Origin of the sequence: Nocardiopsis sp. NPDC050513, from assembly GCF_044457925.1 — a bacterium.
Classification (GTDB): Bacteria; Actinomycetota; Actinomycetes; order Streptosporangiales; family Streptosporangiaceae; genus Nocardiopsis.
The window spans coordinates 153,938-174,335 of the sequence record NZ_JBITHK010000013.1 but is presented as its reverse complement, the minus strand read 5'-3'; the positions used below and the strand labels follow the sequence as shown (position 1 = coordinate 174,335).

Annotated in this window: 22 protein-coding genes; 12 read left to right on the top strand and 10 right to left on the bottom strand. The window is 73.2% G+C overall.

The window, feature by feature from the left end:
* Positions 1–79: 79 nt before the first annotated feature.
* Positions 80–343, bottom strand: coding sequence for a GlsB/YeaQ/YmgE family stress response membrane protein (locus tag ACIBFB_RS22140; protein WP_397233033.1), 264 nt, complete (start codon positions 341–343; stop codon positions 80–82).
* 218 nt (positions 344–561) lie between these two features.
* On the opposite strand from ACIBFB_RS22140, the gene ACIBFB_RS22135 reads away from it, so the two are divergent.
* Entirely contained in the window at positions 562–957 is a 396-nt protein-coding gene (locus ACIBFB_RS22135; RefSeq protein ID WP_397233031.1) for a helix-turn-helix domain-containing protein, read from the top strand.
* Here the strand turns inward: ACIBFB_RS22135 and ACIBFB_RS22130 are convergent.
* From ACIBFB_RS22130 to ACIBFB_RS22120, 3 genes are all read right to left on the bottom strand, one after another.
* Entirely contained in the window at positions 938–1,549 is a 612-nt protein-coding gene (locus ACIBFB_RS22130) for a ClpP family protease (RefSeq protein WP_397233029.1), read from the bottom strand. The two genes, ACIBFB_RS22135 and ACIBFB_RS22130, sit on opposite strands and share 20 nt — an antisense overlap.
* On the bottom strand, positions 1,546–2,211 hold the full coding sequence (locus ACIBFB_RS22125; protein WP_397233027.1) for a ClpP family protease: 666 nt from the start codon (positions 2,209–2,211) through the stop codon (positions 1,546–1,548). Before ACIBFB_RS22125 ends, ACIBFB_RS22130 begins: the two co-directional genes overlap by 4 nt.
* A 221-nt stretch (positions 2,212–2,432) precedes the next feature.
* Positions 2,433–2,930, bottom strand: coding sequence for a MarR family winged helix-turn-helix transcriptional regulator (locus ACIBFB_RS22120; protein WP_397233025.1), 498 nt, complete (start codon positions 2,928–2,930; stop codon positions 2,433–2,435).
* Positions 2,931–3,179: 249 nt separating this feature from the next.
* On the opposite strand from ACIBFB_RS22120, the gene ACIBFB_RS22115 reads away from it, so the two are divergent.
* Genes ACIBFB_RS22115 through mnhG form a run of 6 tightly spaced genes read left to right on the top strand, consistent with a single transcriptional unit; the run spans position 3,180 to position 9,942 of the window.
* Positions 3,180–6,134 (top strand): Na+/H+ antiporter subunit A, encoded by a 2,955-nt coding sequence (locus ACIBFB_RS22115; protein WP_397233075.1) that lies wholly within the window; start codon positions 3,180–3,182, stop codon positions 6,132–6,134.
* Positions 6,131–6,961 (top strand): Na(+)/H(+) antiporter subunit C, encoded by an 831-nt coding sequence (locus ACIBFB_RS22110; RefSeq protein WP_397233023.1) that lies wholly within the window; start codon positions 6,131–6,133, stop codon positions 6,959–6,961. Before ACIBFB_RS22115 ends, ACIBFB_RS22110 begins: the two co-directional genes overlap by 4 nt.
* On the top strand, positions 6,961–8,628 hold the full coding sequence (locus ACIBFB_RS22105; protein WP_397233021.1) for a Na+/H+ antiporter subunit D: 1,668 nt from the start codon (positions 6,961–6,963) through the stop codon (positions 8,626–8,628). The genes ACIBFB_RS22110 and ACIBFB_RS22105 overlap by 1 nt, the downstream gene beginning before the upstream one ends.
* Positions 8,629–8,630: 2 nt before the next feature.
* Positions 8,631–9,242 (top strand): Na+/H+ antiporter subunit E, encoded by a 612-nt coding sequence (locus tag ACIBFB_RS22100; RefSeq protein ID WP_397233073.1) that lies wholly within the window; start codon positions 8,631–8,633, stop codon positions 9,240–9,242.
* Entirely contained in the window at positions 9,239–9,538 is a 300-nt protein-coding gene (locus tag ACIBFB_RS22095; RefSeq protein ID WP_397233019.1) for a monovalent cation/H+ antiporter complex subunit F, read from the top strand. Before ACIBFB_RS22100 ends, ACIBFB_RS22095 begins: the two co-directional genes overlap by 4 nt.
* Positions 9,535–9,942: a monovalent cation/H(+) antiporter subunit G gene (mnhG, locus tag ACIBFB_RS22090; protein WP_397233017.1), complete on the top strand. Its 408-nt coding sequence runs from the start codon at positions 9,535–9,537 to the stop codon at positions 9,940–9,942. The genes ACIBFB_RS22095 and mnhG overlap by 4 nt, the downstream gene beginning before the upstream one ends.
* Positions 9,943–10,103: 161 nt before the next feature.
* Here mnhG and ACIBFB_RS22085 read toward each other — a convergent pair whose 3' ends face one another.
* The 3 genes from ACIBFB_RS22085 to ACIBFB_RS22075 all read right to left on the bottom strand — a co-directional run bounded on the left by ACIBFB_RS22085 (position 10,104) and on the right by ACIBFB_RS22075 (position 13,406).
* Entirely contained in the window at positions 10,104–10,496 is a 393-nt protein-coding gene (locus ACIBFB_RS22085) for a DUF779 domain-containing protein (RefSeq protein WP_397233015.1), read from the bottom strand.
* Positions 10,496–12,019 (bottom strand): aldehyde dehydrogenase family protein, encoded by a 1,524-nt coding sequence (locus tag ACIBFB_RS22080; protein WP_397233013.1) that lies wholly within the window; start codon positions 12,017–12,019, stop codon positions 10,496–10,498. The genes ACIBFB_RS22085 and ACIBFB_RS22080 overlap by 1 nt, the downstream gene beginning before the upstream one ends.
* 115 nt (positions 12,020–12,134) lie before the next feature.
* The gene (locus tag ACIBFB_RS22075; RefSeq protein WP_397233011.1) at positions 12,135–13,406 is read right to left on the bottom strand and encodes a GAF domain-containing protein; all 1,272 of its coding nucleotides are present in this window, start codon (positions 13,404–13,406) and stop codon (positions 12,135–12,137) included.
* 182 nt (positions 13,407–13,588) lie between these two features.
* On the opposite strand from ACIBFB_RS22075, the gene ACIBFB_RS22070 reads away from it, so the two are divergent.
* Positions 13,589–14,245, top strand: coding sequence for a hypothetical protein (locus ACIBFB_RS22070; protein ID WP_397233009.1), 657 nt, complete (start codon positions 13,589–13,591; stop codon positions 14,243–14,245).
* A gap of 70 nt (positions 14,246–14,315) precedes the next feature.
* Here ACIBFB_RS22070 and ACIBFB_RS22065 read toward each other — a convergent pair whose 3' ends face one another.
* Entirely contained in the window at positions 14,316–14,675 is a 360-nt protein-coding gene (locus ACIBFB_RS22065; RefSeq protein ID WP_397233007.1) for an ArsR/SmtB family transcription factor, read from the bottom strand.
* Between the two features lie 144 nt (positions 14,676–14,819).
* On the opposite strand from ACIBFB_RS22065, the gene ACIBFB_RS22060 reads away from it, so the two are divergent.
* A complete protein-coding gene (locus ACIBFB_RS22060) occupies positions 14,820–16,064 on the top strand; it encodes an MFS transporter (RefSeq protein WP_397233005.1) in 1,245 nt (414 codons plus the stop codon).
* Here ACIBFB_RS22060 and ACIBFB_RS22055 read toward each other — a convergent pair.
* Both ACIBFB_RS22055 and ACIBFB_RS22050 read right to left on the bottom strand, forming a co-directional pair.
* Positions 16,037–17,458, bottom strand: a complete 1,422-nt coding sequence (locus tag ACIBFB_RS22055) for a short-chain fatty acyl-CoA regulator family protein (protein WP_397233003.1) — start codon at positions 17,456–17,458, stop codon at positions 16,037–16,039. The genes ACIBFB_RS22060 and ACIBFB_RS22055 overlap by 28 nt on opposite strands.
* Before the next feature lie 94 nt (positions 17,459–17,552).
* Positions 17,553–18,659 (bottom strand): CapA family protein, encoded by a 1,107-nt coding sequence (locus ACIBFB_RS22050; RefSeq protein WP_397233001.1) that lies wholly within the window; start codon positions 18,657–18,659, stop codon positions 17,553–17,555.
* Between the two features lie 314 nt (positions 18,660–18,973).
* On the opposite strand from ACIBFB_RS22050, the gene ACIBFB_RS22045 reads away from it, so the two are divergent.
* The 3 genes from ACIBFB_RS22045 (at position 18,974) to ACIBFB_RS22035 (ending at position 20,388) form a co-directional block, all read left to right on the top strand.
* Positions 18,974–19,450, top strand: coding sequence for a hypothetical protein (locus tag ACIBFB_RS22045; protein WP_397232999.1), 477 nt, complete (start codon positions 18,974–18,976; stop codon positions 19,448–19,450).
* 98 nt (positions 19,451–19,548) lie between these two features.
* Positions 19,549–19,920, top strand: a complete 372-nt coding sequence (locus ACIBFB_RS22040) for a hypothetical protein (protein WP_397232997.1) — start codon at positions 19,549–19,551, stop codon at positions 19,918–19,920.
* A 72-nt stretch (positions 19,921–19,992) separates the two neighbouring features.
* A complete protein-coding gene (locus tag ACIBFB_RS22035; protein WP_397232995.1) occupies positions 19,993–20,388 on the top strand; it encodes a hypothetical protein in 396 nt (131 codons plus the stop codon).
* The last annotated feature ends 10 nt before the right edge of the window (positions 20,389–20,398 follow it).

Sequence of the window (20,398 nt, the reverse complement as noted above, 5' to 3'; positions counted from 1 at the left end):
CCGGGGTGAAAGGTTCGCACACGGCGAGGCCACCGGTTCCGCACCGGTGGCCTGGACGGGCGTCGGGTCGGGCCGAAGCTCAGTCGGCGCCCTTGGGCCTCTTCGCGTACATGCCGTCGACGATGTAGACGATGACGGCGGCGACCAGCACCTGGACGATCAGCACCCACCACCACATGGACGAGATCAGAGTGGCGAGGAACCCTCCCACGAAGGCCGCCACGATGCCCAGGAGCAGGGTCAGCCAGATCGGCAGGTGCTGTTTGCCGGGCACGACGAGTCGGCCCAGCGCACCGATGATCAGACCGACGACGAGTGCGCTGATGATTCCGGTGATCTCCACGGGTCCCTCCCCAGATCGACGCCCTTGCCTCGTTCCCCCCGGTCAGCTCGCGGACACCGGCCACACGCCAGACGCGGTCAACCCTTGGCACGACTTTGGATTCCCCGTGGGGCGGGCCGTTCTGCCGTCGGCAGAAGCCCGTCCGTCCCCTCCCCCGGCCCGGGGCGCGCGGCGTACGCTCGGAGTCGGACCAGCGCCGCACTGCCCGGGAGGCACCGATGACCGAGACCGTCCTGCGCTTCCTGGACGAGGCCCGGCGGGGCCCCGCCCGCGCGGCGCGCGAGGATCCGCTCATGCGCGACCTCATCGGCGACCTGCTGCGGCGCACCCGGATCGAGCAGGGGCGGACACTGCGCGAGGTCGCCGAGGACGCCCAGGTCTCCCTGCCCTACCTGTCGGAGATCGAGCGCGGCCGCAAGGAGGCCTCCTCCGAGGTGCTCGCAGCGGTGTACCGATCCCTGGGGCTGGGGCTCTCGGACGTCCTCGCCGAGCTCTACCGCAGCACCGCGGGCCAGGTCCCGCCGCGCGTCGGCGCCGGTGCGGGCGACTACCGGCGGGCGGACGCGGCCTCCGCGCCCGCCCACCGCGCCCAGGTCATGTCCCTGGCCGCGTAGCCTCCCGGGTGGTGACGATGCCGTCGACCAGGCCGTAGTCCCGTGCCTGCTCCGCGGTGAAGATCCGGTCCCGGTCGGTGTCGGCCCGCAGGCGCTCCACCGGCTGGCCGGTGTGCCGGGACAGGATCGACTCGACCTGCGACCGGACGCGCAGGATCTCCTCCGCCTGGATCTCCAGGTCGGCGGCGACCCCCTGTCCCTCGGTCGACGGCTGGTGCAGCAGCACCCGGGCGTGCTCCAGCGCCATCCGCTTGCCCGCCGCCCCCGCCGCGAGCAGCACGGCCGCCGCCGAGGCCGCCTGGCCCATGCAGACCGTGGCGACGTCGGCCCGCACGAAGCGCATCGTGTCGTAGATGGCGGTCAGCGCGGTGAACGAGCCGCCCGGTGAGTTGATGTAGAGCTGGATGTCGGTCTCGCTCGACTCGTAGTCCAGGTGCAGCATCTGCGCCATGACCACGTTGGCGACGTCGTCGTCGATCGGCGTCCCGAGGAAGATGATCCGCTCCGACAGCAGTCGGCTGAACACGTCGGAGGAGCGCTCTCCCCGCGGCGTGCGCTCGACGACCACGGGCACGGTGTAACGTCCGCTCACTGGTCCCCTCCCCCGGTCCGGTGGGCGAATCCGGGCGCCGCGGTGCCGAGCCGGAACCCGGTGCCCTCCACCTCGTGCACCGACTCCACCACGTGGTCCACGAAGCCGTACTCCTTGGCCTCCTGGGCGGTGAACCACGCGTCGCGGTGCTGGTCCCTGGCCACGGTCTCCTCGCTCTGACCGGTGTGCTCGGCGATGAGCCGCACCATCGTCCGCTTCGTGTGCGCGAGGTTCTGGGCCTGGATGGCGATGTCGGCGGCGGTACCGCCGAGGCCGCCGGATGGCTGGTGCATCATGATCCGCGCGTGCGGGAGGCTGTAGCGCTTGCCCGCCGTCCCCGCACAGGCCAGGAACTGGCCCATGCTCGCCGCGAAGCCCATGACCAGGGTGGACACGTCGTTGGGCACGAAGCGCATGGTGTCGTAGACGGCCATCCCCGCGTAGACGGAGCCGCCGGGGCTGTTGATCGCGAGGGTGATGTCGCGCCGGGGGTCCTCGTCGGCGAGCAGCAGGATCTGGGCGCACACCCGGTTGGCGCTCGCCTCGTCGACCTGCGTGCCCAGCAGCACGATCCGGCTGCGCAGCAGGCGGGCGGCCAACTGGTCGTCGAAGGCGCCGCCCGACGCGTCGTGTTCGGCGACGGGCCGTCGGTGGGTCAGCATGGAACTCTCCTCCACCGGTCGGCGGAGCGTTCGTCCGCCCGGCCGGTGGTTCCACCCTGCGGTGGCGCGCACGGCGACTTCCAGCGTTTCGGCCCGGGGCAGATCTGCCCACGGCAGACCGGAACCAGGCCACCGCGAACCCGCCGGTCAGCCCCTGGTGGGCCGCTCGACGACCGTGCCCGGACCGTCCCCCGAAGAGCGGTCGCCGCGGCACGGCGGTCTCACGCGTCGTCGATCGCCTCGCGCAGATCGCGCAGGATCATGAGTACCTGGGGTCGCAGCGACGGCCGGATCGCCGCGTACATCTGGCGCTGTTTGCGCTCCAACGCGGTCCGCCGGACGGCGAGGACCCGCTCACCCTCCTCCGTGAGCCCCACCACGGTGCTGCGCTCGTCGCGGGGGGACCGACGGCGCGCCATCATGCCCTTCCGCTCCAGCTGTTGGATCATGCGAGTGGCGGAGGGGGACGACACGCCGACGACCCGGGCGACCGCGCCGACGCTCGGGTCGCGCATGCCGCGCACGGTCTCCATGAGGAGCGCCTGCGTCAGTGTGAGCTCCTCGTGCCCGTGTCCGCCGCGGGAGCGGGCGTGGACCGCCGCGTTGATCAGTTCGGTCCAGGCCCGCTGGAACTCCTCGAGTCCGGCGTCGGGCGGCTCGGGATCGTGCGGCTCGGCGTCGGGCGGCGGGGCCCCGGGGTCGACTGACTCGTCAGGCACGAAACGATCCTCGCTGGCTCGGCGTCCATCGCGCACCCTGGTGCGCGCGGTGGTTTGACCATTGTGTAGTCTAGCTATTAGATAGCAAATGCACGTAATTTCACGATGATCCATGCCCCGCCGAGGCCACCCCGACACCTGATCCGCGGCCCCGATCCGCGCAGGCGTCGTCCCGGCCCCGGGGTGACGGGTGTCCGCCCCCGGACTCGGGCGGGCCCGGACCCATCCGGGAGGGACGCATTGACCACCGTGCTCGTCGCACACTTCGTCGCCGCGGCGATCGCCCCCCTGCTCGTGCGCCGGTGGGGGCGGAACGCGTTCGTCGCGCTCGCCCTCGTCCCGGGCGTCTCCACCGTCTGGGCGCTCCTCCAGGCCCCCGTGATCGCACGCGGCGGCGCCCTCTCCTCGTCGACCGCGTGGGCGCCGCAGTTCTCCCTGCGCCTGGGCCTGCACATGGACGCGCTCGGGCTGGTGATGACGCTCATCGCCGCCGGAGTCGGCGCGCTCATCCTCGTCTACTGCGCCCGCTACTTCGAGGACTCCGAACCCGGGCTCGGCCGCTTCGCGGGGGTGTTCGTCGCCTTCGCCGCCGCCATGCTCGGGCTGGTCCTGGCCGACGACCTCATCCAGCTCTTCGTGTACTGGGAGCTGACCACCGTCTTCTCCTACCTGCTCATCGGGCACAGCACCGAGCAGAAGGAGAGCCGCCGCGCCGCCATGACCGCGCTGACGGTCACCACCGCGGGCGGCCTCACGATGTTCGTCGGCATGATCATGCTGGGCGAGACGGCGGGCACCTACGTCCTCTCCGAGATCGTCGCCGACCCTCCGCCCGCCGGGACCGCGCTCAACGTGGCGCTCGTCCTCATCATGGTCGGCGCCATGTCCAAGTCGGCGCTGTTCCCGTTCAGCCTGTGGCTGCCCGCCGCCATGCGCGCGCCCACACCGGTCTCCGGGTACCTGCACGCGGCGGCGATGGTCAAGGCCGGGGTCTACCTGGTCGCGCGGCTGACCCCCGCCTTCCACGACGCCGCCGTCTGGCAGTCCATGGCGCTGGTCTTCGGTGTGCTCACGATGCTGCTGGGCGGGTGGACGGCCCTGCGCCAGTTCGACCTCAAGCTCCTGCTGGCCTATGGGACCGTCAGCCAGCTCGGCTTCCTGGTCGCCCTGTTCGGGGCCGGGACGCGCGCCGCCGCGCTCGCCGGAATCGCGATGCTCGTCGCGCACTCGCTGTTCAAGGCGGCGCTGTTCCTCGTGGTCGGCATCATCGACCACGCCACCGGCACCCGCGACCTGCGCGAGTTGTCCGGCTTGCGCACCACCGCGCCCGCCGTCTTCTGGACGGCGCTCGTCGCCCTCGTCTCGATGGCGGGCCTCCCGCCCGCGATCGGGTTCGCCGCCAAGGAGCTGGCGTTCGGCGCGTTCACCGACGGCGGCGCCGTCGACACCGCCGTCCTCGTCGGCCTGGTCGCCGGATCCACCCTCACCGTCGCCTACAGCCTCCGGTTCCTGTGGGGCGCGTTCGGCGTCAAGGAGAACGTCCCCGCCACCGCCGTCCACGCGCCGGGACCGCTGTTCCTGGCGCCCGCCGTGCTCCTGTCCGGGCTCGGCCTGGCCGCCGGTCCGTTCTCCGGCGCGATCGACCCCCTCCTGGCCGTCTACGCCGACACCGTCCCCCCGGCGCCCGGCGCCGAGACCACCCACCTGGTCCTGTGGCACGGCTTCGAGTTCCCGCTGCTGCTGTCCGCGCTGTGCCTGGCGCTGGGCTACGTGCTGTTCCTGCTGCGCGGCCAGGTCGTGCGGCTGGGCCTGCGGCTCGCCCTCGTCGACCCCGACCGCGTCTACCGGCGGATGCTCGCCGCGCTGGAGAACGTCGCCCTCCAACTGACCGGCGGCACCCAGCGCGGTTCGCTGCCCGTCTACCTCGGCACGATCCTGGTCGCCATGGTGGTCGTGTCCGGCTGGCCGATCGTCGCCGGACGCCTGTGGGAGCTGCCCGCGCCGCCCGTGCGGGTGTGGGACACGCCGGTGCAGCTGATCCCGGCCGCGATCATCATCCTCACCTGCCTGTTCGTCCTGTTCGTGCGGCGCCGCCTGTTCGCGGTCGTCCTCGTCGGGATGACCGGCTACGGGTGCGCGGTGCTGTTCTTCCTGCAGGGCGCGCCCGACCTCGCGCTCACCCAGTTCCTCGTGGAGACGGTGAGCATCGTCGTCTTCGTCCTGGTCCTGCGCCGCCTGCCCGCCCGGTTCTCCACACCCGCCCTGCGCGGGCGGCGCATGTGGAATCTGGTGATCGGGGTGGCCACCGGGGCGCTCGTGGCGAGCATGACCTACTTCGCCCTCGCCGGGCGCCAGGACGAGTCGGTCTCCCCCGGATTCGCCGACGCCGCGCGCGAGGTCGGCGGGGACAACATCATCGCCGTCCTGCTCGTCGACGTGCGCGCCTGGGACACGATGGGCGAGATCTCCGTCCTGGGCGCGGCCGCCGCGGGCGTGGCCAGCCTGATGTTCGTGCGCCGCAAGGCCCAGCCGCGCGGCGGTCCGCACGGGCTCCGGCCCCGGTCGGTCACCGCCCCGCACGTCCCGCCCGGCGGAGCCGGTCAGATCGACCTCGGCGGCCTGCGCGTGGCGCCGCGCGAGCTGCACGTCAAACCCGCGCCGAGCCGGGCGTGGCTGACCGGGGCCGACGCCCTGCCCACGGAGCGGAGGTCGGTGATCTTCGAGGTGGTCTCGCGCTTCCTCTTCCCGGTGGTCATGGTGATCTCGGTGTACCTGCTGCTCACCGGCCACTCGGCGGTCGGCGGCGGGTTCGCCGGGGGGATCGTGGCCGGGCTCGCGCTGATCGTCCGCTACCTGGCCGGGGGCCGCTTCGAGCTGTACGCGACCGCCTGGGTGCAGCCCGGCGCGCTGATCGGCGCGGGTCTGGCCCTGGCGACCGGGGTGGCCCTGGCCGGTCCGCTGATCGGCGGCGACATCCTGTCCGGCGGCTCGCTGGACCTGCACGTCCCCCTCATGGGCCACCTGCACCTGACCACCGCGCTGGTCTTCGACACCGGCGTGTACCTGCTGGTGATCGGCCTGGTCCTGGACATCCTCCGCAGCCTCGGCGCCCGGATCGACGAACAGATCGAGCGGGACGCCGTGCACGCGGCGGAGGCCGCCCGACGCGGGGTCGAGGCCCCGACCGAGGAGGTCACGCCTTGAACGACACCCCCACCCTCGTCCTGGTCCTCGTCGTCGGCGTCCTGGTCGCGGTGGGCGTGGTGCTCCTGTTGGAGCGCAGCCTGACCCGCGTCCTCCTCGGGTTCGTCGTGCTCAGCAACGGGGTCAACCTCATGATCCTGGCGTCGGGCGGCGCGGCCGGGGGCCCGCCGATCCTCTGGCTGACCGACGAGGGCCGGATGACCGACCCGCTCCCGCAGGCGATGATCCTCACCGCCATCGTCATCACCCTCGGCATCACCGCGTTCCTCCTGGCCATGGCCTACCGGAGCTGGCAGCTGGAGGGCAACGACGAGGTTCAGGACGACGCCGAGGACCTCCGGATCGTCCGGGGCGAGGGCATCCGCGCCGTGCGGCGGCGGTTCCGCCGAGAACGCCGCCGTCTGCGCGCCGACATCCGCGCCCAGCGGGCCGAGCTCCAGGCGACCATCGCCGCCGCCGACGCCCAGGAGCTGGCCGAACAGGCCCGGATCAAGGCCGAGATCGCCGCCGCGCAGGCCGAGCTCGCCCGGTTCGAGGTCGACGCCGAGGAGAGCGGCGCGGACGAGCACTCCCAGGAGACCGTCCGGCGGCTCACCCACCGCACGCAGACCATGGTCGAGCAGGTCGCCGAGCTGCGCGGCCGCATCCGCCGGGGCCGCCGGAAGCTGCGGGAGCACCGCCGCGCCGACCGGGCCGCCGAACGCGAGCTGTGGCGGGAGCTGCGGCGCCGCGTGCGCGCCCAGAGGCGCCAGATGAGCCAGACCATGCGGGCCGAGCGCGAACGCCTCGCCCGCGCCGAGGACAGCGAGCTGCAGGGGAACGACTGATGATCGACGGATCCCTCTTCGCCGCGACCGTGCACCACCTCGTCCCGCTGCCGGTGGTCCTGCCGCTCTTCGCCGCCGGTGTCAAGCTCGCGCTCGGCACCCGCTGGCCCCGGTTCCAGCAGTGGGTCAGCGTCGCCACGCTCAGCGCCGTGCTGCTGATCGGGTTCGCCCTCATGGTGGGCGCCGACCTGTACGGCCCGCTGGCCGTGCAGCTGGGCGGGTGGGAGGCCCCGCTCGGGATCACCATGGTCGCCGACCGGCTCTCCGCCCTGTTCGTGACGGTGTCGTCGGCGATCACGCTGGCCGTGCTCGTGTACTCCATCGGCCAGGGCATGGCGGGCAAGGCCGAGGTGGCGCCGCTGTCGGTCTACCAGCCGACCTACCTGATCCTGGTCGCCGGCGTCTCCAACGCCTTCCTGGCCGGTGACCTGTTCAACCTGTACGTCGGCTTCGAGATCCTGCTGACCGCCAGCTACGTGCTGCTGACCCTGGGGGGCACGCAACCCAGGATGCGCGCGGGCGCCATCTACGTGGTGGTCTCGCTGCTGTCGTCGGTGCTGTTCCTCATCGCGATCGGGCTGGTCTTCGCGGCCACCGGCACGGTGAACATGGCGCTGCTGGCCGAGCGGTTGTGGAACATCCCCGCCGAGCTGCGGCTCGTGCTGGAGGTCATCCTGGTCATCGCGTTCGGCATCAAGGCGGCGGTGTTCCCGCTGTCGGCGTGGCTGCCCGACTCCTACCCGACCGCGCCCGTGCCGGTCACGGCGGTGTTCGCGGGCCTGCTGACCAAGGTGGGCGTGTACGCGATCATCCGCTCGGAGACCCTGATGTTCCCGGGGACGCGGATCGACACGTTCCTGCTGTGGGTCGCCCTGGCCACGATGATCATGGGCGCGCTGGGCGCGGTCGCCCAGAACGACATCAAGCGCCTGTTGTCCTTCACCCTGGTCAGCCATATCGGGTTCATGCTGTTCGGGGTGGCGCTCGGCAGCGAGCTGGGACTGTCCGGCGCGGTGTTCTACGTGGCCCACCACATCACCGTGCAGACCACGCTGTTCCTCATCACGGGGCTGATCGAACGCCGGGGCGGGTCCACGTCGCTGGACGACCTGGGCGGTCTGGGGCGGATCGCCCCGGTGCTGGCGGTGCTGTTCTTCATCCCGGCGATGAACCTGGGCGGCATCCCGCCGCTGTCGGGCTTCCTCGGCAAGCTCGGCCTGCTCCAGGCGGGTGTGGAGGCAGGGACGCCGATGGCCTACGCACTGGTCGTGGCGTCGGTCGTCACCAGCCTGCTCACGCTCTACGTCATGGCGCGGGTGTGGAACTACGCGTTCTGGCGCACGCCCGCCGAGGGGATGGTCGCCGAGCCGGGCACCGTCCTGGAGGAGAGCGAGGACGGCGAGGAGACGACCACCGCCGCCCTGGGGCCGGAGGAGGCGGTGGGGCCCACGTCCCGGCTGGAGGACACCGCGACCCGCGCCGCGACGCGGGTGGTCACCTCGGTGGTCCTGCCCAGGAGCATGGTCGGCGCCACCATGGCGCTGGTCGCGATGGGGCTGGCCCTGACCGTGCTCGCGGGGCCGCTCATCGCCTACTCGTCGGACGCCGGCGCCGAACTGCTCCAACGCACGCCGTACGTCACCGCGGTGCTGGGAGGCGACCGATGACCGTGAACGATGCCCGTGGCCGAGGGGGACGGCGCCTGCGGGCGGTGCGCCGCCGTCTGGGCAAGGTGCAGCTGCCCGTCGCGCTCGGGATGACCCTGGTGTGGATGCTGCTGTTCAACGGCTTCCAGTGGCGCGAGGAGTCGCTGGGCCTGGCCGTGCTGGGGTTCGGGGTGTCGGTGCTGGTCACGGTGGTGTTCCCGCTGCCGCCGATCGGCCCGGGGCTGCGGCTGCGCCCGCTGGCCACGCTGCGGCTGCTGGGGTTCGTCGCCAGCGAGATGGTCGTGTCGAGCCTCCAGGTCACCCGGCAGGTGTTCGCTCCCGGGCCGCCCGTGCGCAGCTCGGTGATCGCGGTGCCGCTGCGCACCGACTCGGACCTGATGCTCGTGTGCACGGCGATCGCCCTGTCCGCGATCCCGGGAAGCATGGTCGTGGAGGTCGGGCAGCCGGACCGCGTGCTGTACGTGCACGTCCTCGGCGCGGTCGACGAGACGGGGACCGCCCGCGCGCGGGCGGGGTCGCTGCTGCTGGAGGAGCGCATCGTGCGCGCCGTCGGCACCCGTCAGGACATCGCCGATCTGGAGGCCGCCCAGGCGGCCGGGAGGGAGGGCGCGTGACCGCGCTGTGGATCGCCATCTCCGTGCTGCTGGGGCTGGCCGCCCTGCTCAGCACGGCCCGCCTGATGCTCGGGCCCAGCATCCTGGACCGGGCGCTGTCCGTCGACGTGCTGGTGGCCTCCGCGCTCACCGGGATCGGCGCCTACGCGGCGTTCAACCGCGACCCGACCGTGCTGCCGATCCTCCTGGTGCTGTCGCTGATCGGGTTCGTGAGCTCGGTCAGCGTCTCCAAGTTCGTGGTCCGCCGCCACCTGGACGAGGCGGACAGCGCCGAGGGGAAGGGGTGGAACACGTGAGCGAGCCCCTGGTCACGGTCCTGGACTGGCTGGCGGCGGTGTGCCTGCTGGTGGGCGCGGCGCTGTCCCTCGTCGCGGGGGTGGGGCTGGTCCGGTTCCCCGACCTGCTGTCCCGGATGCACACCGCGGCCAAGCCCCAGGTGCTGGGGCTGCTGCTCGTGCTGGTGGGGATCGGTCTGCGCATCGCCCCGCAGGACACGGGCGTGTTCAACGTGGGGACGCTGATCCTGGTGGGGCTGTTCCAGGTCCTGACGGTGCCGGTGGCCGGGCACATCGCCGCGCGCGTGGCCTACCGGACCGGGCGGATCCGCGAGGACCTGCTGGCCACCGACGAGCTGGCCGACCGGATCGCCGAGCGCCGGGGAGGCGGGGCGGAGGGCCGGAGGGGGGACCGGGAGGGCTGAGGGCGGGGCGGCCCGGGCCCGCGTCCGGTGCGGTCCGCGTCCGCGACGGCCGAGCGTCCGGTGCGTACCCGTGCCGGGCCGGTCCACGGGTACGCGCTCGGGACGGTCGGGGTCGGGGCCCGCCGGTTCGGGGCCCCGTCCCCGGAACCGTGTCGGCCCGGTCAGGCCAGCCGTTCGGCCTCGTCGTCGGTCATGAGCCTCGACCGGACGAGGAAGCGCCGTCCCGTCGGCGCCTCCAGCGAGAACCCGGCGCCGCGCCCCGGAACGACGTCGATCGTCAGGTGGGTGTGCCGCCACAGCTCGAACTGGGCGCGGGACATCCACACCGGCACCGGCTCGGGCCCGCCCACGTCCAGGTCGCCCAGGTGGACGTCGGCCGCGCCGGTGCGGAACTCCCCCGCCGGATAGCACATCGGGGAGCTGCCGTCGCAGCACCCGCCGGACTGGTGGAACATGAGCGGCCCGTGCTCGGCGCGCAGGTCGCGGAGGAGGGCGGCGGCCGCGTCGGTGACCGCCACCCGCTCCGCCCCCGCGCCGCCCGCGGGGGCGGGCATCAGAACAGCCCCAGCGCCGAGTCGGAGTAGCTCACCAGCAGGTTCTTCGTCTGCTGGTAGTGGTCGAGCATCATGCGGTGGTTCTCCCGGCCGATCCCCGACTGCTTGTAACCGCCGAACGCCGCGTGGGCGGGGTAGGCGTGGTAGTTGTTCACCCACACGCGCCCGGCCTGGATGTCGCGGCCCGCCCGGTAGGCGGTGTTGCCGTCGCGGGACCACACGCCCGCGCCGAGGCCGTACAGCGTGTCGTTGGCGATCTTGACGGCGTCGGCGTAGTCGTCGAACCGGGTCACCGACACCACCGGGCCGAAGATCTCCTCCTGGAAGATCCGCATGTCGTTGCTGCCCTCGAAGACCGTCGGGGTGACGTAGTAGCCGCCGGACAGGTCGCCCCCGAGGTCGGCGCGCCCGCCCCCGGCGAGCACCTTCGCGCCCTCGCGGACCCCGATGTCGATGTAGGACAGGATCTTCTCCAGTTGGTCGTTGCTGGCCTGGGCGCCGACCATGGTCGCGGTGTCCAGCGGGTCCCCCTGGACGATGGCGCCGACCCGCTCCAGCGCGTCGCCGAGGAAGCGGTCGTAGACGGAGTCCTGCACGAGGGCCCGGGACGGGCAGGTGCAGACCTCGCCCTGGTTGAGCGCGAACAGCGTGAAGCCCTCCAGCGCCTTGTCGTAGAAGGCGTCCGCGCGGTCGGCGACGTCGGCGAAGAAGAGGTTCGGGCTCTTGCCGCCCAGCTCCAGGGTGACCGGGATGAGGTTCTCGGACGCGTACTGCATGATCAGGCGGCCGGTGGTGGTCTCGCCGGTGAAGGCGACCTTGCGTACGCGCGGGCTGGAGGCGAGCGGCTTGCCCGCCTCCACGCCGAAGCCGTTGACGACGTTGACGACGCCGGGCGGCAGGAGGTCGGCGATCAGCTCGACCAGGAGGAGGATCGACGCGGGGGTCTGCTCGGCGGGCTTGAGGACGACCGCGTTCCCGGCGGCCAGGGCGGGGGCCAGCTTCCAGGTGGCCATGAGCAGGGGGAAGTTCCAGGGGATGATCTGGGCGACCACGCCCAGCGGTTCCTGGAAGTGGTAGGCGACGGTGTCCTCGTCGATCTGGGAGGTGTGCCCCTCCTGGGCGCGGATCGCGCCCGCGAAGTAGCGGAAGTGGTCCACCGCCAGCGGCAGGTCGGCGGCCAGCGTCTCGCGGACGGGTTTGCCGTTCTCCCAGGCCTCGGCGACGGCGAGCCGCTCCAGGTTGGCCTCGATCCGGTCCGCGATCCGGTTGAGCACGAGCGCGCGCCCGGCGGCGGACGTGCGGCCCCAGGCGGACGCGGCGCCGTGGGCGGCGTCGAGGGCGAGTTCGACGTCCTCGGCGCCGCTGCGGGCGACCTCGGTGAAGGTCTGGCCGGTGACGGGGGTGGGGTTCTCGAAGTAGCGGCCCCTGACGGGCTTGACCCACTCGCCGCCGATCCAGTTCTCGTAGCGCGGGGCGTACTCCACGACGCTTCCGGGCTCGCCGGGGCGCGTGTAGACGGTCATGGCTGCCTCCTGGTGTCCGTCGGCGCCGAGGTTCCGGCGTCGCGGGCGTGACGCTAGTCACCGGGACGTTGCGAGCACGTTGCGGCGGTGCGGCGGGGCCGCGGGGCCGCGCGGTTCAGCCGCCGAGCCAGTGGAGCCGGCCGCGCAGGGCGGCGTGCCGGGGCGAGCCGGGGTCGACCGCGCCGAGCGCCGCCGCCACGGCTCGGGGATCCTCGCGCCACTCGGGGTGCTCCGCCCAGGCGAGCAGCACCTCGGGGGACGCGTGGTCGGCGAGGACGGCGCAGACCTCGGCCTGGAGGGAGTCGCGGACCTCCACCACACCCGGGGCCTCGGAGCGCGGCAGGACCGGGCCGGGGTAGGCGTCCAGGGCGCGGAGGTGGTCCCCGGCGGCGAGGTGGCGGCGGACGTCGTCCACGTCGGAGTCCACCGGACGGCACAGCCGGTAGGGACGGGAGGCGAGCGGCCCCGGCCCCAGGAGGCGGCGCAGGCGGGCCATCTCGGCGCGGACGGTGACCGGGGAGGCGTCGCGTTCGTGGAGGAGGGCCCCGAGGGCCGCGCCGGTCAGGCCGCGCGGGAAGCGCGACAGCAGCAGGAGGATCTCGGCGTGGCGCAGGCTCAGCGCCGTGGCCCCTCCGTCGTGGGAGAGTTCGGCCCCGTCCCGGCCGAGGACGCGCAGGCGGAGGCGGTCGTCCTCGCCGGGCGGACGCTGCGGGGGCACACGGCCGCCGAGCCGCAGGGCGCGCAGCTCCGCCTCGGCGGCGGCCGCGGCGGCACGGACGAGGGCGAGGGCGTGCGGTGAGGCGACGTGGTCCTCGCCGGTGAGGTCGAGGACGCCGAGCAGCGCGCCGGTGTCGGGGTCGTGCAGGGGCGCCGCCGAGCAGCTCCAGCGGTGGACGCTCCGGGCGAAGTGCTCGCTGGCGAAGACCTGGACCTCGTGGTCGAGGGTGAGCGCGACGCCGGGCGCGTTGGTGCCCGCCGAGCGCTCGTCCCAGTTGGCGCCCTCGACGAAGGCCATGGCCTCGGCGCGGTCGCGCAGGCGGTGGTCGCCCTCCACCCACAGGAGGCGGCCGGAGGCGTCGCCGACCGCGACGAGCTGGGGCCCGGGAGCGGTGTCGACGAGGAGGCGGCGCAGCAGCGGCATCACGGGGGCGAGCGGGTGGGCGGCGCGGTGGTCGCGCAGGACGTGACCGGAGAGTTCGACGCGCGGGGTGGTGCCGTCGGGGTCGACGCCGTGCCGGGCGCTGCGCCGCCAGGAGGCGCCGACGACGGCGCGGACGCGGTCGCTGATCTGCCCGGAGTCGGTGAAGCGCGCGTGCGCCACGGCGACGTCGCGCCGCACGGCGTCGGGGTCGGCGCCCCGCGGCCAGGCGATCCACCCGTCGGCCATCCGCAGACTCCCTTCGCCGGACCAGCGCCGGGCCACCGTGGCGGCCTGCCCCGTGACCACGAGTGAAGCCCCGCACGAGCCGCTTGGCAAGGGGGTGTACGCACGCGTGTCCCGGCGCGGCCGGACCGGCGCCGGTTCCGCCACGTCACCTTCGGTAACCGTGCCATGACAAGATGTCCGACATGTCCACACCACCCCCTCCGATCGCTCCCGCGGCGCCGCCCGCGGACGTCCGGCCGCGCAAGCTCTGGTACTGGGTGAGCGTCCTGGTGTTCGCGCTCTGCCTGGGGGCGGGGACCTGCATCCTCGTCTTCGGCACCAGCCCCGAGCGGCCCAACCCGAGCCCCGGCTTCCAGGCGGAGTTCGACGGTGACTCGTCCGCGACCTTCGAGATCGGGGAAGGCGAGTCCGGCGACTGGGCGCTCTACTCGGCGCGGGCGACCGACCTGGTTCCGTGCGAGCACCGGTCCCCCTCGGGCGAGAGCCTCCCGATCCGGCGGGAGCGGTACTCGTACGTGTCCGACGACGGGGAGTGGGCGTACGTCGCCACGCTCGACACGAGTGAACCGGGCACCCACCGCATCACCTGCGCGGAGAGCATGCTCTGGGGCGCCCTCCACACGCCCTACGCGGTGGGCGGGACCGACGTGGTCCGCGACGCCGACACCCGGCTCGCCCTGGGGGTCGTCTCCGGCATCCTCATCCCCATGGGCGGCTTCTTCGTCGGCCTGGCGGTCTTCCTCGTCACCCTGTTCGTACGTCTGTCGCGCAAGGCCGACCTCAGGCGGCGCGAACGGCGGGCGTGGGCGTACCCCGCCGCCCCGCCCCACCAGGGGTAGCCGGAGCCGCGCCCCGGCTCAGGTCGCGGCGGCCCTCCCGGGAGGCGTGCGGCCACAGCGCGGACCGGAGTCACGCGTGCGGGGGCTCGCCGGTGACCACGTGGTCCGCGTGGTTGAGCGCCTCCAGGACGAGTCTCCGCAGGTGGCCGTCGCGCATGCGGTAGATCGAGTGGCGCGACTCGCGCCGCGCCTCCACCAGGCCCGCCAGCCGGAGTTTGGCCAGGTGCTGGGAGACGGCCGTCCGCGAGGCGCCGCACGCCTCGGTGAGCTGACCGACGTCGGCCTCGCCCTGGGCCAGCGTCCACAGCAGGCACAGGCGCGTGGGGTCGGAGAGCAGCCGGAAGACGTCCGCGGCCACGGCGAGCCGCTCGGCGCCCGGGGGCTCCCCGTGGAACAGGCTCGGGGCGGACGGCGGCTCACGTTCGGGCATGGGCGCAGTCTAGGTGTTCCGCCCGGCGGGGTCGGCGCCACGGCCGCCGGACGGAACGCGCGGGCGAGCCGCCCCGCACATGACATGTGCACAGTTGCGCACATATACTGCTCGGGTCTGCCGCCGACCCCCGGGAGCCCGCCCATGCTCCGCGTCCTCGCCCACCCGACGTACCGCCGGCTGTTCACCGCGCAGGTCCTCGCCCTGCTCGGCACCGGGCTGGCGACCGTCGCCCTCGGCCTGCTCGCCTACGACCTCGCGGGCGCCGACGCCGGAAGCGTCCTGGGCACCGCCCTGACCATCAAGATGCTGGCCTACGTCGGTGTGTCACCGCTGGTCGGCGCGGTGGCCGCCAGGCTCCCCCGGCGCGCCTTCCTCGCGTCCGCCAGCGCACTGCGGGCGATCTGCGCCCTGGGACTGCCCCTGGTCGACGAGCTGTGGCAGGTCTACCTGCTGATCCTGCTGCTCCAGACGGCCTCGGCGGCGTTCACCCCCGTCTTCCAGGCCACGATCCCCGACGTCCTCACCGACGAGCGGGACTACACCCGGGCGCTGTCGCTGTCCCGGCTCGCCTACGACCTGGAGAGCCTTGCCAGCCCGCTCGTCGCGGCGGCCCTGCTCGCCGTGGTCGGCTACGGCACCCTGTTCCTCGGCACCGGAGCCGGGTTCCTCGCCGCGTCCGTACTCGTCCTCCTGACACGGCTGCCCGGATCGCGGGCGGACGCGGAGGCCGACCGGGCGGGCGCCGCGCTCGGGATCGCCCCCTTCCTGGCGGTGCCCCGGCTGCGCGCCCTCCTGGCCATGAACCTCGCGGTGGCGGCGGCGACCGCCGTCGCGCTCGTCGACACCGTCGTCATCGTCAGGGACCTGCTGGGGCGGGACCAGTCGGCGGTGGCGCTGGCCCTGGGAGCCTTCGGTGCCGGGTCGATGGCCGTGGCCCTGTCGCTGCCCAAGGCCCTGGACAGGATCCCCGACCGCGCGGTGATGCTGCCCGCGGGGTTCGTGCTCGCCCTCGGCCTGGCGGTCGCCGGGGCCACGCTGTCCGTGACGACGGGAGCCGTGGCGTGGGCGGGCGTCCTCGCATGCTGGTTCGTCCTGGGATCGGGCACGTCGCTCGTCCTCACCCCGACCGGCCGACTGCTGCGCAGGTCCGCCGCCTCCTCCCTCCCGTCGCTGTTCGCCGCCCAGTTCGCGCTCTCCCACGCCTGCTTCCTGGTCACCTACCCTCTGGCGGGTTGGCTGGGGGCACGGGCGGGGCACCCCTTCTCACTCGGGGTGTTCGCGCTCCTGGCACTGGCCGCGGCCGGGGCCGCCACCGTGCTGTGGCGGCGCCGCGCACCCGCCCGCGCGGAGGGATCGGGTCAGCGCTCCGGTGCGGACACCGGGTAGGGCGAGACGGTGCTGGAGTTCTCGTTGACCAGCAGCGACCGACCCGCCGGGGGGAAGGCGCGCTGGGGGCACGCGGGACGCTCGCACACCTTGCACCCCAGCCCGATCGGGGTCGCCGCGCGCGGGTCCCCGAGGTCGAATCCCGCCGAGTAGACGAGGCGCCGCGCGTTCCTCAGCTCGCAGCCCAGACCGACCGCGAAGGTCTTGCGGGCCGCCCCGTAGCCGCCGTAGCCGCGCCCGACGGTCCGCGCCACCCAGAAGTAGGCGCGGCCGTCGGGCATCTGCGCGATCTGGGTCTGGATGACGCCCGGCGCGGAGAAGGCGGCGTAGACGTTCCACAGGGGGCAGGTGCCGCCGGAGCGGGAGAAGTGGAATCCGGTCGCGGACTGGCGCTTGGACATGTTCCCCGCCCGGTCCACGCGCACGAACGAGAACGGGACTCCGCGCAGGCCGCGCCGCTGGAGCGTCGACAGGCGGTGGCAGACGGTCTCGAAGCCCACCCCGAACCGGTCGGCCAGCAGTTCGATGTCGTACCGCTCGGCCTCGGCGGCCGTGTGGAAGGCCCGGTAGGGCAGGACGAACGCCCCCGCGTAGTAGTTGGCCAGGCCGATCCGGGCGAGGCGCACGGCCTGCTCGGTGGCCAGCTCCTCCCCCCGGGCCAGCTCCTCCAGCAGGTCGCCGTGTTCGAGGAAGGCGAGCTGTGTGGCGAGCTGGAAGGCCCGCTGACCGGGGCGCAGGTGGGCGGCGAGGGTGAGGACGCGGCGGTCGGGGTCGAAGGCGCGGTGCCGGGATCCGGGATCGCCGCCCGGGGCCTCGGTCTCCACGCGCACGCCGTGGCGTTCGCCCAGGACGCGGGTCAGAACGGTGTGCGCCTGGCCCGGGGCCACGTCCTCGCGCCCGGCCAGCTCCTCGGCGCGTTCGTCGAGTTCACCGATGTAGTTCTGGCGGGCGTAGAAGAAGTCGCGGACCTGCTCGTAGGCCATGGGCGCGGGGGCCGGGCCGTCGCCGCGCCCCTCGGCCAGGGCGGCGGCCTGGGCGGAGGCGTCGCGGTAGCGGCGGTGGAGGTCGACCAGGGCGCGTGCGACCGAGGGGAGCGAGGTGGCGAGCTCGTCGAGTTCGTCGGGGCCGACGCGGTCGCCCGAGGGAGCGTCGACGAGCGCCTCACGGAGTTCGGCGATGAGGCGGGTGGTGTCGCCGGTGGCGAAGAAGCCGGGGTCGACGCCGAACACCTCGGTGACCCGCAGGAGCACGGGCACGCTGAGCGGTCGCTGGTTGTGTTCCATCTGGTTGAGATAGCCCGCCGAGATGCCCAGCTCCCGGGCGAGTTCGACCTGCGACAGCGAACGCTCGCGCCGCAGCCCGCGCAGTCGGGGCCCCGCGTAGACCTTGCGCACCGTGTCCCCCTCCGTCGGTGCTCAGGGTAGTCGCCGGGTTCGGGCGGGGCGGTCGCGGCGGGCAGGCGGGTCGTGGGCGGAAGACGGCCGGCGGTCACGTCCAGCGCAGCGCGAGCTCGTCGCCCTCCGGCACGACCCGGCAGCCGAGGTCGCGGCTGACGTCGTCGAGGGTCTCCTGGAGCCACCAGGCGTCCCTGCGGGAGGCCGGGCCCAGACGCATCCTGCGGGAGACCAGCGGGACCATCCGCAACGCGAGCAGTCGGCCGGTGCCCGCGTCGACCGAGGGCAGGAACATCAACCGAAGGTCGTCGCGGAAGTCCTCGTAGCCCTGGATGCCCTCGTAGTCGTTGACGAAGTCGCCGCAGCCGTACAGGATCAGCCGGTCGCGGTAGACCTCGATCGGCCGGGGATGGTGCGAGGAGTGGCCGTGCACGACGTCCACGCCCCCGTCGACCAGGGCGTGGGCCATCGCGCGCTGGTCGGAGACGCCGTAGCCCCAGTTGGAGCCCCAGTGGACCGAGGCGACCACCACGTCGCGGGGGCCGCGCGCCTCCGCGATCCGTGCGGCGACGCGCGCCGCGCCCACCCCGGCGTCCTCGGGCACCAGGTGGACCCCCGGCCCGTCGTCGCGCGCCGCCCAGCCGGGCGGGATGCCGGTCGAGGTGGTCCCGAACGCGGCGACCACGACCCGGCCGCCCCGTTCCAGGTCGACGACGGCCGGCGCGCCGGCCTCCTCGGCGTCGCGGCCCGCGCCCGCCGACCGGAGCCCGGCGGAGGCCAGGGCGTCGAGGGTGTCCTCCAGGCCGCGGACGCCGAAGTCCATGACGTGGTTGTTGGCGAGGGAGCACACGTCCGGCCGCGCCGCCGCGAGGCACGGGAGGTTGCCGGGATTCATGCGGTAGTGGATGCCCTTGCCCGGAGCGAACTCGCCGTCGTCGGTCACGCTGGTCTCCAGGTTCAGCACCCGGATGTCGGGGGAGGCGTCCTCCAGAACGGTGAGCGCCTCGCCCCACGGCCAGGCGAAACCGACGGGGCGCGGGATCGGGCCGTTCATCCGTTCGGCCAGTTCGACGTAGCCGCGCGCGTCCCGGACGTAGTACTCCTCCAGCGCCGGATCGCCGGGGCGCGGCAGAATCTGGTCCACGCCTCGCCCGAGCATCACGTCGCCGCAGAGGAACATCGTCACCGGCTCGGTGCGCATCTTCCCAGCGTACGCCGGACGAACCGGATGTCTCGACACACGGGCGCCGAGAGCACACCGAAGGCGGGTAAGGCGACGCGACAGCCATTGTTCGGCGTTATCGGCTTTTGTTCCGCGAGAGGGAATCTTTCCCCCTCACACCGCCTTTTCGCGCCGTTCTGATGCCCCGTTTTGATCAGGCAATACCTGAAAAATCAGAGAAAACCCTGCGGCCCGAACGTCCGGGCCCTATCGTCGTGGAATCCGCAGAGGCCGCCTGACCGCGTTCGCCCGCGGGCCGACCCGTGTCGCCCGCCGCCCACAGAGGAGCCGACGTGCCCACCATCGACCAGCAGATGCGGGAGATGCTCCAGACACCCGGAGTCCGCAGTGTCTGCCTCGTCGACTGGCGGGTCGGCGGCACCGTGTCCCACGTCGGCGACGACGACGGGGCCGAGGACTCGGCGTCGATCCTCCAGGCCATCGACAAGGGTCCTCTGTACACCGCGGACACGGTGGAGGACATGGTCGTCACCGATGTCGACCACCACCTGCTCCTCGCTGTCCTGAAGGGCTCCGACCTCTGCGTGCAGGTGCGGATGGAGCGGGATCGCGGGCATCTCGGCTTCGCTCTCAGACGACTACGCGGACTGGCCAGCACGGCCCGTGTACCGCTGGCCCGGCGCGCGGGCGGGCGCGGTCCGACGCCGCGCCCCGCCGTCGCGGTGGACCGCGCGGTACTCGAACGCGTGCTGGACGGGCTCCGTTCGCTGTCCGTCGACCGGCCGCGGACGGAACCGGTGGTCGCGTGACGGATCGCCGGTACCCCCTGCGGCGTGTTCCGTCCGTGCGCCGGTGGATCGCCCAGCGACCGAGACTGCGGCGGACCAACCCAAGGAGAGAGAAGGACATGCCGAACATCGAAACCGGGCTGAAGGACATGATGTCGATCGACGGCGCCGTCGGCGCCGCCGTGGTCGACTACGGCAGCGGGATGGCTCTGGGAACGCTCAGCGCCACGAGCACTCTCGACCTCAACGTCGCCGCGGCCGGGAACACGGAGGTCGTCCGGGCCAAGATGAGGACGATGGACCAACTGGGGCTCAACGACACGATCGAGGACATCCTCATCACGCTGTCCAACCAGTACCACGTCATCCGCCCCCTCAGGAACCGCCAGGGTCAGGGCCTGTTCCTGTACCTGGCGCTGGACCGGGCCCGGGGCAACCTCGCCCTGGCCCGGCACCGCCTCAAGGGCATCGAGGAGGGGCTGGAGGTCTGATCCGGGGCCGCGGGTGGAGGCGGGAAGCGGCCTCCACCCGCGACGGGCGGCGCCGTGCGGTAGGTTCGCGGCATGACGCCCGTGGATCCCGCCGCCCTGGTCGGCCTCCGTCTGGACGGCCTGTTCGCCGCGTGGGTGGTGCTGGACGGCCGGGCCCCGGAGGGTCCGATCGACGTGTGGCTGGTGGGTGAGCGGGGAGTGCCCACGCACCTGACGACCGCCGCGGACTGGCGGCTGGTCGTGGCGGAGGCGCATCCCTACGGGGACTACGGCATGGGAGGCCTCGGCCGCGTCGAGGTACGCGCGAGCGCGGCGGGCACGCCGTTCGAGCGGCATCTCGGGCAGACCGTGGAGGCCGTTCGCCAGGACTGGGATCCGGACACCGGGCTCGTCGGGCTGGCCGTGGAGTTCCCGCACGGGACCGTCCACGTCGACGGCTGGGACGGCGACCTGCGGCTGCGCGACTGACCGGGCGCGG

Bases quoted from the DNA above. Each gene is read 5' to 3' on its own strand.
- ACIBFB_RS22135 (WP_397233031.1), top strand. From the start codon at position 562: ATGACCGAGACCGTCCTGCGCTTCCTGGACGAGGCCCGGCGGGGCCCC.
- ACIBFB_RS22125 (WP_397233027.1), bottom strand. From the start codon at position 2,211: ATGCTGACCCACCGACGGCCCGTCGCCGAACACGACGCGTCGGGCGGC.
- ACIBFB_RS22105 (WP_397233021.1), top strand. From the start codon at position 6,961: ATGATCGACGGATCCCTCTTCGCCGCGACCGTGCACCACCTCGTCCCG.
- ACIBFB_RS22085 (WP_397233015.1), bottom strand. From the start codon at position 10,496: ATGCCCGCCCCCGCGGGCGGCGCGGGGGCGGAGCGGGTGGCGGTCACC.
- ACIBFB_RS22080 (WP_397233013.1), bottom strand. From the start codon at position 12,019: ATGACCGTCTACACGCGCCCCGGCGAGCCCGGAAGCGTCGTGGAGTAC.
- ACIBFB_RS22075 (WP_397233011.1), bottom strand. From the start codon at position 13,406: ATGGCCGACGGGTGGATCGCCTGGCCGCGGGGCGCCGACCCCGACGCC.
- ACIBFB_RS22070 (WP_397233009.1), top strand. From the start codon at position 13,589: ATGTCCACACCACCCCCTCCGATCGCTCCCGCGGCGCCGCCCGCGGAC.
- ACIBFB_RS22065 (WP_397233007.1), bottom strand. From the start codon at position 14,675: ATGCCCGAACGTGAGCCGCCGTCCGCCCCGAGCCTGTTCCACGGGGAG.
- ACIBFB_RS22060 (WP_397233005.1), top strand. From the start codon at position 14,820: ATGCTCCGCGTCCTCGCCCACCCGACGTACCGCCGGCTGTTCACCGCG.
- ACIBFB_RS22050 (WP_397233001.1), bottom strand. From the start codon at position 18,659: ATGCGCACCGAGCCGGTGACGATGTTCCTCTGCGGCGACGTGATGCTC.
- ACIBFB_RS22040 (WP_397232997.1), top strand. From the start codon at position 19,549: ATGCCGAACATCGAAACCGGGCTGAAGGACATGATGTCGATCGACGGC.
- ACIBFB_RS22035 (WP_397232995.1), top strand. From the start codon at position 19,993: ATGACGCCCGTGGATCCCGCCGCCCTGGTCGGCCTCCGTCTGGACGGC.